The sequence below is a fragment of the Proteus sp. MB838 genome (genome assembly GCF_054767435.1).
Genome location: NZ_BAABMO010000018.1, coordinates 58,067 through 72,580, shown reverse-complemented (window position 1 = coordinate 72,580; position 14,514 = coordinate 58,067). Strand labels below are relative to the sequence as shown.

At 38.9% G+C, this 14,514-nt stretch carries 12 protein-coding genes, 1 pseudogene and 1 riboswitch; of the genes and pseudogenes, 6 read left to right on the top strand and 7 right to left on the bottom strand.

What is annotated here, in order from left to right:
* Positions 1-826, top strand: an 826-nt coding sequence (locus ACYUCW_RS09870; RefSeq protein ID WP_460408506.1) for a cellulose biosynthesis cyclic di-GMP-binding regulatory protein BcsB, incomplete at its 5' end; no start/stop codon positions are given.
* 3 nt (positions 827-829) lie between these two features.
* Positions 830-4,097, top strand: a pseudogene (gene bcsC / locus ACYUCW_RS09865) (cellulose synthase complex outer membrane protein BcsC).
* A gap of 84 nt (positions 4,098-4,181) precedes the next feature.
* Here bcsC and ACYUCW_RS09860 read toward each other — a convergent pair.
* The 3 genes from ACYUCW_RS09860 to ACYUCW_RS09850 are packed head-to-tail and all read right to left on the bottom strand — an operon-like array spanning position 4,182 to position 5,361.
* The gene (locus tag ACYUCW_RS09860) at positions 4,182-4,595 is read right to left on the bottom strand and encodes a DUF6691 family protein (protein WP_004248580.1); all 414 of its coding nucleotides are present in this window, start codon (positions 4,593-4,595) and stop codon (positions 4,182-4,184) included.
* A 4-nt stretch (positions 4,596-4,599) separates the two neighbouring features.
* Positions 4,600-5,034: a YeeE/YedE family protein gene (locus tag ACYUCW_RS09855; RefSeq protein WP_004248581.1), complete on the bottom strand. Its 435-nt coding sequence runs from the start codon at positions 5,032-5,034 to the stop codon at positions 4,600-4,602.
* Between the two features lie 3 nt (positions 5,035-5,037).
* The gene (locus tag ACYUCW_RS09850) at positions 5,038-5,361 is read right to left on the bottom strand and encodes an ArsR/SmtB family transcription factor (RefSeq protein ID WP_004248583.1); all 324 of its coding nucleotides are present in this window, start codon (positions 5,359-5,361) and stop codon (positions 5,038-5,040) included.
* A gap of 104 nt (positions 5,362-5,465) precedes the next feature.
* On the opposite strand from ACYUCW_RS09850, the gene ACYUCW_RS09845 reads away from it, so the two are divergent.
* The 3 genes from ACYUCW_RS09845 (at position 5,466) to ACYUCW_RS09835 (ending at position 7,458) form a co-directional block, all read left to right on the top strand.
* Positions 5,466-5,972, top strand: a complete 507-nt coding sequence (locus ACYUCW_RS09845) for a SprT family zinc-dependent metalloprotease (protein ID WP_139152540.1) — start codon at positions 5,466-5,468, stop codon at positions 5,970-5,972.
* A 488-nt stretch (positions 5,973-6,460) separates the two neighbouring features.
* Positions 6,461-7,054 carry a hypothetical protein gene (locus ACYUCW_RS09840; protein ID WP_460408504.1) on the top strand — a complete coding sequence of 198 codons (594 nt, stop codon included), beginning with the start codon at positions 6,461-6,463 and terminating at the stop codon, positions 7,052-7,054.
* Entirely contained in the window at positions 7,048-7,458 is a 411-nt protein-coding gene (locus ACYUCW_RS09835; protein ID WP_460408503.1) for a type II toxin-antitoxin system YafO family toxin, read from the top strand. Before ACYUCW_RS09840 ends, ACYUCW_RS09835 begins: the two co-directional genes overlap by 7 nt.
* Before the next feature lie 164 nt (positions 7,459-7,622).
* Here the strand turns inward: ACYUCW_RS09835 and mgtE are convergent, their stop codons facing one another.
* From mgtE to hcp, 4 genes are all read right to left on the bottom strand, one after another.
* Positions 7,623-8,696, bottom strand: a complete 1,074-nt coding sequence (gene mgtE, locus ACYUCW_RS09830) for a magnesium transporter (protein WP_012368250.1) — start codon at positions 8,694-8,696, stop codon at positions 7,623-7,625.
* A gap of 76 nt (positions 8,697-8,772) precedes the next feature.
* Positions 8,773-8,944: riboswitch (M-box (ykoK) riboswitch) on the bottom strand.
* Between the two features lie 180 nt (positions 8,945-9,124).
* Complete coding sequence (locus tag ACYUCW_RS09825) at positions 9,125-9,457, bottom strand: DUF6694 family lipoprotein (protein ID WP_163748635.1); 333 nt, start codon at positions 9,455-9,457, stop codon at positions 9,125-9,127.
* A 221-nt stretch (positions 9,458-9,678) separates the two neighbouring features.
* Positions 9,679-10,683, bottom strand: a complete 1,005-nt coding sequence (gene hcr, locus ACYUCW_RS09820) for an NADH oxidoreductase (RefSeq protein WP_004248592.1) — start codon at positions 10,681-10,683, stop codon at positions 9,679-9,681.
* A 57-nt stretch (positions 10,684-10,740) separates the two neighbouring features.
* Entirely contained in the window at positions 10,741-12,393 is a 1,653-nt protein-coding gene (gene hcp / locus ACYUCW_RS09815) for a hydroxylamine reductase (RefSeq protein WP_460408501.1), read from the bottom strand.
* Between the two features lie 487 nt (positions 12,394-12,880).
* Here hcp and ACYUCW_RS09810 point away from each other — a divergent pair, with 487 nt between their 5' ends.
* Positions 12,881-14,362, top strand: coding sequence for an aldehyde dehydrogenase family protein (locus tag ACYUCW_RS09810; RefSeq protein WP_460408499.1), 1,482 nt, complete (start codon positions 12,881-12,883; stop codon positions 14,360-14,362).
* Positions 14,363-14,514 lie beyond the last annotated feature (152 nt).

The following is a 14,514-nucleotide window of genomic DNA, read 5'->3' as shown; positions in this document are numbered from 1 at the left end:
CCCTAACACGGTAGCATTAGATGAATTATCAAGCTTTAATTTTACTGGTAACTATCGCCACTATATTGCTCTACCTGATTTGCGTGTTTATAGTCATGCTGGGTTCCCATTTAGCCGTTATGCCGATTTGTCAGAAACTCTTATTTATGTCAACCAATCCCCTTCACCTGAGCAATTAACAACGTTATTGATATCATTAGGTAATATTGGTGCACAAACTGGCTATCCCGCGTTAAATGTCTCTTTAACTGCATCATTAGAGGAATTATCAAAACAAGAAGCTGATTTATTATTAATCGGGACAATTCCCCCAGCACTCAATAATGATAAACAGATGAATGTCTTGATTGATAAAGCACGTAGCGAAATTACACTGCCATCACGTGAAATCACCATTTTTAGTCATACCAATTATCAAGATCTAGATAAGCGTCCAGATAGCAGAACATCTTTAACATCAACCGGATCACTCGGCACTATTATTGGTTTTCAATCTCCGTTCTTTTCACAGCGTAGTGTCGTGGCGCTATTAGCCGATAGTCCCCAAGGTTATCGATTATTAAATGAAGCGATAAGTGATAGTGGTAAACGTGATGCAATGCATGGCTCTGTAGTATTAGTCAGAGAGTCTGGTGTCCATAGTTTACGTGTTGGTGATACCTATTTCGTCGGTTATTTACCTTGGTGGGAAGAGGTTTGGTATGTTTTTGCTTCACACCCTATTTGGCTGGGGTTAGCTGCCATTGTCGGTATTGTGCTTATTTCTCTTCTTATTTGGCGAGCAATGAAAATAAGAAGCCAACGTCGTCTTGCGGATAAGGAGTAAGTTATGATGTGGCGCATTTGTTATCAATATCTCCTTGCTCTTGGTTTGCTGGCAGGCATATTGCCTGTCACGCAAGCCGCAGATGATCCGACTGAAACTTTTTTATATGAGCAAGTTAGACTAGGCAACTCGAAAAGTAACGATGTTTTAGTTTCTCAATCACTGTATCGTTTATCACTTATAAAACCGAACGATCCTAGTGTGTTGTTAATGCGTATCCAATTTGCTGTAAAACAAAAAGAAACAGCAAAAGCACAACAACTGGTTGAGCAATTACGTATGCATGGCGAAAATACTGAACAATATCAACGTGCGATTAAGCTACTATCATTAACCCATGAAGATAACCGCCAAATCCTACAAAAAGCCTACCTTTATCAGACTGCGGGTCGTTATGATGAAGCCTTGCAATTATATGATGATATTTACCAAGGCACGCCCCCCCGATGAAGGGTTAGCCCTTGAGTATCTCAATGTATTAATTGCTGCAAACCATGCCAACAAAATGGCACGTATTAAGCAGATTTATCACACTTATCCCAATAACCAACAGATAGCTAATATCTATCAGCAATATCATCTTACCCCAGCATTATCTACTCCCTCAGCGACCTCTGCCCCCAATAACACAATATCTATTCGTGCATTAAAACAGCAGTTACGCCAGCAGCCTGATAATGCAGATATAATCGGAACATTAGGCGTGCGCTATTCGCGCGCAAATCAACGAGCACCCGCGATTTATTATCTTTCTCAAGCACTCACATTGGCTCCCAAACACAACGATAGTGATTTGTGGCGTACGCTGTTGCAATCAAATCAATATTGGCATTTACTTGCCAAGGCTGATGAAGCGTTATTAAATCAAGAGTACCCTGCCGCTAAGCGCTATTTTACCCAAGTACGTCAACTCAGCCCCTATAAAAGTGAAGCTTATATTGGTTTAGGGGATATCGAGTTAGCGCAACATCAATTAGAGCAAGCTGAACGTTATTATCAACAAGCGCTACAATATCAGCCTAATGATGCGGCGACTTTGCATAGCCTGACCAAGCTCTATCGTCAACAATCGCATCAAAAAGCCGCCCAATTTATGGCTAACTTAACATCACAGCAATACAAAAATTTAGCCCAAGACTATGGGTATATCATTTCAGGTATACAACAAGACTTAGCTGCTGACGATGAACAGCAACAACACTATCTCAGTGCGATTGAGAAACGTAAGGCTATCGCTAAAGCGTATCCTGATGAAGTCTGGAATATTTATCGTCTGGCGGATGATTTACTTATCACTCAACAACCCCAATTTGCTGAGGATTACTTTAATCAACTTAATCAACGACGACCTAATGATCCCTCTCGACGATATGCCTATGCGTTATATCTCAATAAAACAGGGCGAGCACAACAAGCACTTAACACCTTAAAGACGATCCCTTTATCGCAGCGCAGTGAAAGTATGAACGCCTTAGATAGCCAATTACGTTTTGGTCAAATTATGGCGCATGCACAATCACTAAGAGAACATAACCAACAACAGCAAGCTGTCGAATATCTTTTCACCCATATTCCTCCTGAGCAAAAAATAGAAAGCTATCTGTTATTAGCGCAATGGGCCGAAGAAGATGACCAACTCAATCAAGCATTAAATTATTATCATACAGTATTAAATTTAGCGCCTAATAATGAAACAGCACTATTAGGTGCAACAGAGATATCTTTAGCGCAACATCAAATAGATCAAGCTCGTTATTACTTAGCTCAGATAGAACAATTATCTCCTGAAAAATTTAACCACTATTCACTAAGACGTTTAGCAAACGCTGAAAAAACGACGGGAAATATTGATAAAGCCAAACACTATTTTATCTATTTAGCTCGCCAAGTTGACAAGGAGCCAGATAGTGCTGATGGATTAATTTTACGTGATATTGGTCGTTTTTATCGTGATAGCCAACAAGTTCAATCCGCTCATCACTATTATCAACAAGCGATGCTAAAAGAGGGTATCACGCATACACTGCCAAAAAACAATATTGAATACACCACACTTATGCGTAACAACCCAAATGATAATTGGCTATCACGTAGTGTACGTGATGATGCAAGTACCCTTTATCGTCACCAAGAGTGGCGTTTTACCCTAGAGCATGATTATTGGGGATCAAATGGCAGTGAGGGATACTCTAAATTACGCGCTCATACCACCATGTTACAACTGGATCATCCTATTTATCATGGCCGTTTCTTTTGGCGTACTGATTTTGTGCACTTAAATAGTGGCACATTAGGTACAGCGCCATACGATGCTAAATTTGGTAGTTGTTATCGCACAGGTTGTTTCCCTCTAAAGCAAAAAGCCTTTGGTGTTAGTCCTGCTATCGGTTGGGAAAATGAGCAATGGCAATGGGATTTAGGTACCACGCCACTCGGTTTTAATGTGACTGATTGGGTAGGTAAAATTGCTTATAACGATAGTTTTTATCATCTCGGTTGGAGTGTAGATCTTCACCGTCGCCCGGTAAATAGCTCATTACTTGCCTTTGCAGGCCAACGTGATAGTTGGACCAATCAAGTTTGGGGGGGCGTTAGAAAAACGGGGCTTCGTTTAAGTGGCAGTTATGATCTGGGAGGCAAGGATGGGTATTGGGGAGAAATATCGCTTGATAGATTAACAGGAAAAAATGTTAAAAATAACAGCAGTGTGAAAGCCATGGGCGGTTATTACTATAAGTTAATCAATGAAAATGATCGCCGCATTTCTGTTGGCTTAAATAGCATGCTTTGGCATTACAATAAAGATCTTAGTGGCTACACCTTGGGGCAAGGGGGTTATTATAGCCCACAACAATATCTCTCATTCTCACTGCCCGTTAATTACCGTCAACGTACTGAAAATTGGTCATGGGAAGTATCTGGCTCTCTCTCTTGGTCTTATTCAAAAACCGATGATAGCAGACGTTATCCATTACAAAATCTCGTTTCAAGCGATAAATTTAATTCTGATCCCTTAAAAGAAATATTTAAGCATGAGAGAAATATCATTGATAAGGGGGATTCGGGTCATGGTTTTGGTTATACAGCAAGAGCATTAATTGAACATCGAATAACACCACATTGGTTTATAGGTGCCGCTATCGATATTCAGCAAGCGAAAAACTATACGCCAAGCCATGCACTAATGTATTTACGCTATTCATTTGATGGATGGAATGGTGATTTAGATCTTCCGCCTAACCCGCTTATTCCTTACGCAGATTTTAAATAATCCCGTAACAAGATTAAACAACAAACAGACAGCTAATGCGGTCCGTTTGTTGTTTTTTATCGCGTGTGATTAAAATAGTGATGATTATTGTGGTTTGCGAATTAACCCAATAATTAGCCACCCAACAATCATAGCTGACACAAATAATACACCTTGGGTAAAACCACCCCCCGCTAATACCAAACCGGGTCCAGGGCAAATACCCGCAAGCCCCCATCCTAAACCAAATAAGATACTGCCGAAGACGAGAGGTTTATCAATCACTGTTTTAGTTGGAATGGCCAGAGGACAGGCTAATAAACTTTGTTGACGATGACGTGCAATTTGGTAACTAATAGCACTGACGATAAGACCCGCCCCCATAATAAATAACAATGACGGATCCCAATCTCCACGAATATCTAAAAATGCCAAGATCTTTTGTGGGTTGCTCATACCACCGATGATCAATCCAGCACTAAATAATAGGCCACTAATAAAAGCAATTAATTTGGTCATTATCTTAGCCTCCGATGACATGGCGTTGAATATACACAGTCACAAATGCCGTCACCATAAAGACAAGAACTGCAACAATAGAACGACGCGATAATCGTGCTAATCCGCAAATTCCATGCCCACTGGTACAGCCATTCCCCAGACGTGTACCTGCTCCCACCAGTACACCGGCAATGATCAACTGCCAAGATGAAACGTCAATAATAGGTGTTAACGGTTTATCAAATAGATAAAACAGTGTCGGTGTAATCAACATACCGAGTAAAAATGCCCATCGCCACCCATTACCTTGTTGGTTAGTGGTTAATACTCCTCCTAAAATCCCACTAATACCTGCAATACGACCATTAAACAGTAATAAAATAGCCGCTGCTAAACCTATTAATAGCCCACCCAATGCCGAGCTCCAAGGCGTAAAGTGAACCCAATCTATATTCATAAGTTAACCTGCTATAGGACAATATAGCTGATAAAGTGTATTTAATAGCACCAATACTTTTTCATCAGCAATAGAATAAAAAATACGTTTTCCATCACGACGAGTATTCACAAGCCCTTCATTTCTTAACACAGTAAGTTGTTGAGAAAGCGTAGGCTGGCGGATCCCTAAACTTTCTTCCAATTCACTGACACTTTTTTCGCCCTGACTTAATTGGCACAATAAGAGTAGTCGATCACCATTGCCTAGCGTTTTCAGCATACTAGAGGCTTCATTAGCCGCTAATTTCATGGCTTCCAATAAATCAGGTTGAACTCGTTGTGTCATGGTAAACTCCATAATCAATATACTTTTTAATAATATGTTAATTTATATATTGTGCAAGTTTTCTTTTATTGCGTGTTTTAATAAGGCGCTATATGCTCTCTAATATGAAAACAGTAAGAATCCCTATCGCCTTAGTGCAAAGTGTTATGCGTACACTGCGTGAAAAACTGCAACAGGCCAATAAATATCTTAATACAGATTACCCAGAACCCACTCTACAATATAACCAGAGAGGAACTATTGCAGGCAGTGCCTATTATGCAAATTGGGAGATCCGTCTTAATCCTACATTATTGATTGAAAATAAACAGAATTTTATTGAAGAAGTTATTCCTCATGAATTAGCACATCTGCTAGTTAGTCGCCATTTTGGTCGTGTGGCACCTCATGGCAAGGAGTGGAAATGGATGATGGAAACTGTGTTACAGGTGAGTGCGAAACGGACCCATCATTTTGATATCAGCAATGTAACAGCAAAAACGTTTAGCTATGCTTGTCGCTGCCAAGAAATACACCAGTTAACTCTTCGCCGACACAATAAAGTACAACGAGGAGAAACCCAGTATCGTTGTCGTCATTGTCAGGCGATTTTACAATTAATTAAAGAGTAAAAAAAAGTAAGCTTGGTCTTTAAGACTAAACGTCAGCCGAGGTTCTGAGTGACACTGATCAGGGATGTTAGTATAAACACTGGCAATAAAACTGCGGGAAGTCATTTCAAATTTTGATGAATTCAAATGATCAATTAAGTAAAAGTATATCAGGCAAAAAGATAGAGAAACTTATTGAATTTTATGCAAACTATATTCAAATACTTCACAAAATTACAGTGAATTTATCAAGCGTTGCATCATTGCAAGTAAGGAAGTTTATGATGAAAATAGAAAGGCAAATGCAATATCGCATGTAATTCAAGTAAAGCCTGAAGAGCCAAAGAAAAATATTCCTCCTAAAAAAGATCAAGAGTAATTTCTCACTGAGTCATATAGCCAAGATCAAATCATCTAGCCCATCCTTGGGATGGGTGATGGTATATATCCTTTAGCTTTAAATGATGTATACTTTGTATGCGTATCTATTTCAGCGAAGGTAATAAACTATGATTTCTGAGGCTATTATGATGGCAATGCTATCAAATCCAATGGATAAAAAAGATGTGGATTCAGGCTTGGCTAATTTAGCCATGTCGATAGCTACCATTGTTGATAAAAAGGCAAAAGGTGATGTATCACCAGATGAAATTATGGATTTAATTGTTGGTGGTAAGACCGTGCTAACGACCCTTGTTACATCAATCGATGAAATAGTGGCTTTACTTGATGACCCAACAAAAGATGACATAAAAAAATATGCAGGTAATAACCCTGATGAGGTTACGCGTGAATTGGAACGAGTGATTAACCATGGTAATAATGTAATTATGATGATTGAGGCAATGTATAGCATTGCTAAAACTACCAAGGCTTTTCATCCATTTGAAAGCATAGCTGATGGTTACTTCAAAGAAGTTATTCTTAAAATGGCTGCACTAAGAAACCATACACAAGCACTTTATAGACAATTTAATCAGCATATTAACCCGTTACCCGCAATGGAGGTTGAAGATGGATTCGGTGAAGAGGATATAGCATTGTTTAATTCCTCAATAGCTGAATTTAATCAAGATCTGCTTGCAGGTAACTTGCAATGCTGATAGTCACAATCACGCCCAGATATAAAGATAACGGTGTTTATCGGAAGTATGCGGCTAAGCTATCAGCTGCTCTTAATGGCTCATCCCTCTCTGGGTATGTAGGTAAATTTGCTGATTTTAGGAATAGCGCCATAGCGCGTCAGTCATTTATTGAAAAGGTTCATATAAGAACGCCAAATGAAAAACCTTGGGATGGCGAAACTCGACAGGCTGTTAGAGTGAGCGATAACTTTTTAGTGTTTTGTAAGCACTGTATGTACGATGATTATTACCAAATTCTGGCAATCATAACTCCTGATGCACATGCTCGTTCAGATGCGTTGCTTCCAATATTGGCAGATATGGCAGAAACTTATTTTCATTCTTTATCGCTTAAAGAGTTAGCTGGATTAGATCAGTTCTAGCCACACATAGCTCAAGGACGACTTGCTTGAGATCACATAGCGGGTGGTTTTATATTTAAGACGCTGACGCGACTTAAACAGGCTAAAGCCCATAACAAAAAATAAAGCCGATAACTGGTTAGTTTATCGGCTTTATTCGGTATAAATAAGGGAGGATTGATATATTAAGCAAACACACTCATAGTATGAGATGCTATTTCAAAGTAGATAATAAGCCCAGTGCCATCAATAAACGTTGCAATAAAAGGTGCAGACACCACCGCTGGATCAACACCAATACGCTTTAATACCATTGGAATAATAGAAGAGACAATAGCACTCCAAACCGTAATTGAAATTAGCGTTAATCCCACCACTATCATCACTTCCATGCCAACCCCTAAGGTCCAAGCACGAATAAATCCTGCTATTCCCATGGTTAAAGCCACCATTATCGAGGTCGTGATCTCTTTTCTTAATACTGACCATACATTACGCAAGCTCACCTCACCTAATGCCATGGCACGTACTAATGTTGAGGTAATTTGTGTACCGCTATTACCACCAGTACCAATTAATAATGGAATAAAGAAAGCTAAAGAGATAGCAGCTTCAAGTCTGTCTTCAAAAGCATGTAACACCGTACTGGTATAAGCTTCAGCAATAAACAGCATTAATAGCCAGACAACACGTTTACGCCACAAAGTGACCGGACTTGTCTCTAAATAAGGTTGTTCTAATGGCGACGTTGCCCCCTGCATTTGTGCATCTAGCGTATTTTCATCTTCAATTAAATCAGCAATATCTTGAGGTCGTAATACACCAACTAACTTACCAAAATGCATCACAGGTACACTGTCTAAACCACTTTGGCTAATTAACTGATAAACATCATGTCGGCTTTGCTCCGGTGAAACTGAGAAAAATGTTTGGCGCATAATATCCGAAACAAAAAGCTCATTATCAGCAAGTAGTAATGATTTAACCGGCAAAATACCGTTAAGATAATTATCTTTATCTACGACATACAGATAAGTTGGAATTAATTCATCTTTTAAATCATTAACCAGCTGTGCTTTTACATGTTCAACCGAATCTGCGACAGAAACAGAAATATAATTCTGACTCATATAAGCACTAACGGTAGCATCATCTTTTAAACGATGATGTTGCTCTTGTATTGAATGATTATTGGGTGTGTTTAAGGATGCGCCTGCCATTAATGCAGCATCCATTTTATGTTGAGGAGTAAATTTCATTTTTTTGGTTCCCTATGACTGTTTGTGTTTAGCAAATCAGTTCTCAATAGGGGCGAAACCAGATGCGAGAATGCAAAAGCTATCTACACGTCTCGGTTTTAGCACTATACAACGTATCCGATGAATACTGGAAGTTACATGGAGATATACCTTCGGTCGATATATCTTGTCCTAATCTTGGGCGTCTCTCGACGTCGTCAGATCAGTAACCTGTGTTTGTATAGGAGCCTCGCCTAACGAGATACTGCACTTTTCTTGCGAATGCGGCGCGCATTATAACCACTCACATTATAATGAAAAGTCTCATCGTAGTTTTGTTTAAGTTCTATTGATAAATCTTAAATCGCTTATTTTTTACATCATTAATTAAATACTCACCTCAAATAGAGATGAATAAAATAGTTTTAAATAAATTGGTTATTAATTGATTATTTTAATGCTAATTTTTGTACTTTTATTTCTTCAGCTTGTGAGAAGATCTCATTGACTGTTTTACCATCTAACGATTGACACATTTTTCGCGTGATCATATCAGCATTTTTATTGCGCCCAGCAATGACTAAATCATTAAAATTAATATCATTTAGCATGGCTAATTCTATTGCTTCATCAAAGCGTTGCTGCTCTTCAAGCGGTAATGAATTGCGCATTTCTACAATCGATATTCGTAATGACTCAACATTAGAGCCATCTAGGGTTTGATTTTTTTCGCAACCAGAAAGTATGACAGTAAATAAACAAATAAATAACAATTTTTTCATATATCCCCCCCTTTCCCTATCATAAATTAAATAATAGCAGAATGTGTATCAGTAAACTGCTAATTAAGTAAAATAAATACTTAATTCATTATAGCTTTACGTGTTATATATTATATTGAATAAATAAACTCTCTTTTTAAAAATAATAACAAAAAACCCCGCTAATAAATTAGCAGGGTAAAATAGAAGGATAGATAAAGAATAGATAATAAAATGAATGATTAGGCTAGTTCAACATCACCTGTTAATCGACAACTACAGGCTAAAACATAACCTTGTGCTATCTCATCAGCAGTTAAAGTACTGGTGCTGGTGACCTCATAATCACCTTTCACAATGCGTGTTTTACAGCTACCACACACTCCAGCACGACAAGCAGCCAAAACAGGAACACTGTTTTCTTCCATCGCTGTTAATAATGTCATCCCCACCGGTACGTTAATTTGCTTTAACGGATGACGAATAGTCATAGTAAGTTGTTGTGCTTCATCAACACACATTGGCTCATCACCAAAACGTTCCATAAAAATATTCTCTGCACAAACACCAAGATTTTTGGCAAAACGCGCAGTATCTTCCATATAACTATTAGGCCCACAACACATAACAGTACGACTGGCAATATCCGGCACTAAAGCGGCTAGTTTTTCTTGAGAAATACGTCCACTAAAAATTCCCTTATCATCCGGCAACTTAGGCATCATAATAAAATTGAGATTATAGGGATAAGCATTAGCTAACTCTAACCACTCTTTTTCAAAAATAAATTGGCTCTGTTCGCGAATATTAAAAATGACCGTGATATCCGCTTTAGGTTGATTATTTAACAACCAACGCGTCATCGACATAATAGGGGTCACACCGCACCCCGCAGCGAGCATTAAATAACGCGTTCCTTCTCTATCTGCACAGGTGAACTCCCCTTGTGCGTCTGATAACCAGAGATAATCACCCGGCTTAACTTGAGATGTTAACCACGTTGACCCCACCCCATTGTCGATACGACGAACCGTTAAAGAGACAAAAGGACTTAATCCCGGAGAAGACGAGAGCGTATAAGCTCGCATCGTTTCATCGCTATTATTAATACTGACTAGTGCAAATTGGCCGGGTTTATAGCGATAAAAATCATGGTTAATTAAATTCAGTGTCCACACTTCCGGGGTTTCCTGATGGATAGAGTGAACTTGCATACGATTAGGACAAAGAGCTGTTGGCATCGTCATGGATATTGCTTCCTTACCGAAGCCTTTAGGCTTCGGCAATGATGATGAATAAATAAATTAAGCAGAAAGAATTTCTTGAAGATCTTGTTCTGGCGTGGTGATCGCACGCATACCAAATTTTTCATTAAGTATTGCGAGCAAATTATCGGTTAAAAATGCAGGCGCAGTCGGCCCAGTATAAATATTTTTTACCCCTAATGAGAGTAGGGTTAATAAAATAACAATCGCTTTTTGTTCAAACCACGACAAAATCAAGGACAGGGGTAAATCATTTACACCACAACCTAATTTTTCTGCAAGATTAACCGCTAGCATAATCGCAGAGTAGGCATCGTTACACTGACCCACATCAAGTAAGCGCGGTAAGCCCTCTAATGTGCCAAAATCAAGTTTATTAAAGCGATATTTACCACAAGCTAATGTCATAATTAAGCAATCTTGGGGAATGGCACGAGCAAGATCGGTATAGTAGCTACGTTCCCCACGACTACCATCACACCCCCCAACTAAGAAGACATGACGAAGTTTTTTCTGTGAAACTAAATCAATCACTGTATCAGCCGCATTTAATAGTGTTTGACGACCAAATCCAACAGTAATTAAGTGTTCAATTTCACTGTACGGAAATCCCTCTAAAGAGAGCGCTTGCTCAATCATTTCAGAGAAATCATCACCTTTAATGTGTTTCACACCCGGCCAACCAACAATACTACGCGTCCAAATACGATCGCCATAGTTCCCCACATTAGGATCAATAATACAGTTAGATGTCATTAACACAGGGCCAGGAAATTTGGCAAATTCACTTTGTTGATTCTGCCAACCACTTCCGTAGTTACCGACTAAGTGTTTATATTTTTTCAGCTCTGGATAACCATGGGCGGGTAACATTTCACCGTGCGTATAAACATTAATGCCTTTACCTTCGGTCTGTTCAAGTAGCATCTGTAAATCTTTCAGATCATGGCCTGAAATTAAAATAGCTTTACCTGCTACTGGGCGTACATTAACGGAAACAGGGGTTGGATCACCATAAGCTTGAGTTTCACCTTTATCCAATAATGCCATAATACGAAAGTTCATTTGACCAATGCCCATTGCATTGTCTAGCAACTCATTCATATCCGCAGGATCGGTACCTAACCATGCCATGTAACGATGATATTCAGCATAAATTTCATCATCGTACTGGCCTAAAACATGAGCATGCTCCATATAAGCAGCAGCACCTTTTAAGCCATACAAGCAAAGCATACGTAAACCATGCAGATCATCCCCCACTTGCGCTTTATCATTATTTAATGCAAAGCGTTGGGCTTGTTTCTGTAGACTGGCTAAGTCGTTGCCTTCTAATTGAATTTCGGCTTTAGGATGAGCGACTTGGATGGCTGCATTTTTGGCTAACGTACGTGATTTTAAGCTTTCACGTAAATAAATAGCCTCTTTGGCATATCCAACAATACGTTCAGAATCAAAATTAACATTGGTTAACATCGAGAAGAAAGCCCGTGGCGCAAAGCTGTCTATATCGTGATCAATAATATCAACACTACGCGCAGCTAATGCCCATGCTGACAGCCCTTCTAATACTGCCACCAATAAGTCTTGTAGATCAGAGGTTTCTGCTGTTTTACCGCACATACCTTGCGCATAGGCACAACCATTACCAACAGGTGTTCTCATTGTTTGTTCACATTGCACACAATACATATCGAATTCCTTCTATAAGATGACGCTTTATTTTTATAAGTTGCATTAAATATGCAACATAAGAATACGCCATTTTTATAGTAGGAAAAGTGTCAGATGAAATAATCTGCGCCATGTTTGATCTAACGCAATTTATTGCTGTGCTTAAGAGCTTGCTTTTTTTTTTCTGTTGATTTGGCTTCACACCTCGTAAGAGGGTGAGTAAACAAACTAAAGGGCTTTTCTTATAAGGGAAATTGAGAAGAAATGTTGCAGTGTCGCACGGGATGATTTTGTTACATCTCAGCTAAAAAAGAGTGAGATGAATCGATTAAATTAATTAGTTCTCATTGTATATATAATATCTATTTATTATTTTTGATAGTTAATATTACCTATTGCATCAATAGCTAATAAAATTACTACAATTGATATATTTTAATAGTACGAGTATTACGAAATGAAACTATAGAATTTGACGATACTCCCCCTACACTGGAGATTAAAAATGATTAAATTAAATAATGTTCCATCCGAATTTCGTCCCTTAGAAAGCTACAAAATGTTAATCGGCGGCGAATGGGTATCCAGTACATCGCAACAAACGACCAAAACCTATAGTCCCGCAACCGGTGAGTTATTAAGTGAATATCCATCAGGTACAGCTGAAGACGTTGATCTTGCTGTAAAAGCGGCTCGTAAAGCTTTTGATCATTGGCGTAAAACCTCTCCTGCTCAACGCCAAGCGCTATTATTAAAAATTGCTGACCGTTTAGAACAAGAGCAAGAACGTTTTGCTTGGATTGAGTCTCTTGATAACGGTAAACCACTCAATGAATCGAAAAACATCGATTTACCCGCCTCTATTGACCATTTTCGATATTTTGCAGGCGTGATACGCTCTCATACCGATGAAAGTGCTGTCTTAGACGAAAATACCCTGAGTCTTGTTATTCGTGAGCCCATTGGTGTCGTTGGACAAATTATTCCATGGAATTTTCCATTATTAATGGCTGCTTGGAAATTAGCCCCTGCCATCGCCGCTGGAGATACCGTTGTTATTAATCCAGCCACACTCACCTCACTTTCATTATTAGAGCTAGGTCGTATTTTAAATGAAATATTACCAGCCGGTGTTATAAATATTGTTACTGGTCGTGGATCTGTTGCTGGACAAGCTATTCTAGAACACCAAGACATTGATAAACTAGCATTTACCGGTTCAACCAATGTAGGTTATACCGTTGCAGCTGCGGCGGCGAAAAAAATGGTACCAGCCACTTTAGAATTGGGGGGTAAGTCAGCCAATATCGTCTTCCCTGATGCGAATATGAAAAAAGCCGTTAAATATTCCGCATTAGCGATATTAATGAACCAAGGACAGGCCTGTGAATCTGGCTCCCGTTTATTCTTACATAGAGATATTCATGACGCATTCTTAAAAGAGTTAAAAGCAGAATTTGAGCGTATCCGTGTTGGTGATCCACTTGATCCTAATACACAAATGGGTACCCAAGTCAGCCAAGCGCAAATGGATACCATTTTAGGTTATGTTGAGCTGACCAAAAAAGAAGGTGCAACCATACTCACAGGAGGTGAGCGTATTACGGGTGAAGGGTTTGATGATGGCTTTTTTGTTCGCCCAACCATTATTATCAATGCCACAAACCAAATGCGTGTCGCACGTGAAGAAATTTTTGGCCCTGTATTATGTGTGATCCCATTTGATAATGAAGAAGATGTTATTGAAATGGCTAATGACTCTGAATATGGCCTTGGTGGTGGTGTCTGGACTCAAGATATTAACCGCGCACTACGAGTTGCAAAAGCCGTTAGAACTGGCCGTATGTGGGTAAATACTTATCATGAACTTCCTGCTCATGCACCATTTGGCGGTTATAAAAAATCAGGCTTAGGTCGTGAAACGCATAAAATGATGTTAGATGCCTACAGCCAAGTGAAAAACATCTTCATTAGTACCAAAGAATAATTAACCTCTAGTTAAGCATATTCTTATAAATATAATTATCTATACTCATCTCTTAGCCTTCTCCCCAGAAGGCTTTTTATTTGCTGTAAGCAACAAAAAACCGTATGCGCTTTTCCTAATATCTAATATTAACTGCTCACATACGGTTATTC

Excerpts from the sequence above, each read along its gene's own strand:
- ACYUCW_RS09835 (WP_460408503.1), top strand. The coding sequence starts at position 7,048 with ATGCTGATAGTCACAATCACGCCCAGATATAAAGATAACGGTGTTTAT.
- hcr (WP_004248592.1), bottom strand. The coding sequence starts at position 10,683 with ATGACGATGCCAACAGCTCTTTGTCCTAATCGTATGCAAGTTCACTCT.
- ACYUCW_RS09810 (WP_460408499.1), top strand. The coding sequence starts at position 12,881 with ATGATTAAATTAAATAATGTTCCATCCGAATTTCGTCCCTTAGAAAGC.
- ACYUCW_RS09840 (WP_460408504.1), top strand. The coding sequence starts at position 6,461 with ATGATTTCTGAGGCTATTATGATGGCAATGCTATCAAATCCAATGGAT.
- hcp (WP_460408501.1), bottom strand. The coding sequence starts at position 12,393 with ATGTATTGTGTGCAATGTGAACAAACAATGAGAACACCTGTTGGTAAT.
- ACYUCW_RS09850 (WP_004248583.1), bottom strand. The coding sequence starts at position 5,361 with ATGACACAACGAGTTCAACCTGATTTATTGGAAGCCATGAAATTAGCG.
- ACYUCW_RS09845 (WP_139152540.1), top strand. The coding sequence starts at position 5,466 with ATGAAAACAGTAAGAATCCCTATCGCCTTAGTGCAAAGTGTTATGCGT.
- ACYUCW_RS09860 (WP_004248580.1), bottom strand. The coding sequence starts at position 4,595 with ATGACCAAATTAATTGCTTTTATTAGTGGCCTATTATTTAGTGCTGGA.
- mgtE (WP_012368250.1), bottom strand. The coding sequence starts at position 8,696 with ATGAAATTTACTCCTCAACATAAAATGGATGCTGCATTAATGGCAGGC.
- ACYUCW_RS09825 (WP_163748635.1), bottom strand. The coding sequence starts at position 9,457 with ATGAAAAAATTGTTATTTATTTGTTTATTTACTGTCATACTTTCTGGT.
- ACYUCW_RS09855 (WP_004248581.1), bottom strand. The coding sequence starts at position 5,034 with ATGAATATAGATTGGGTTCACTTTACGCCTTGGAGCTCGGCATTGGGT.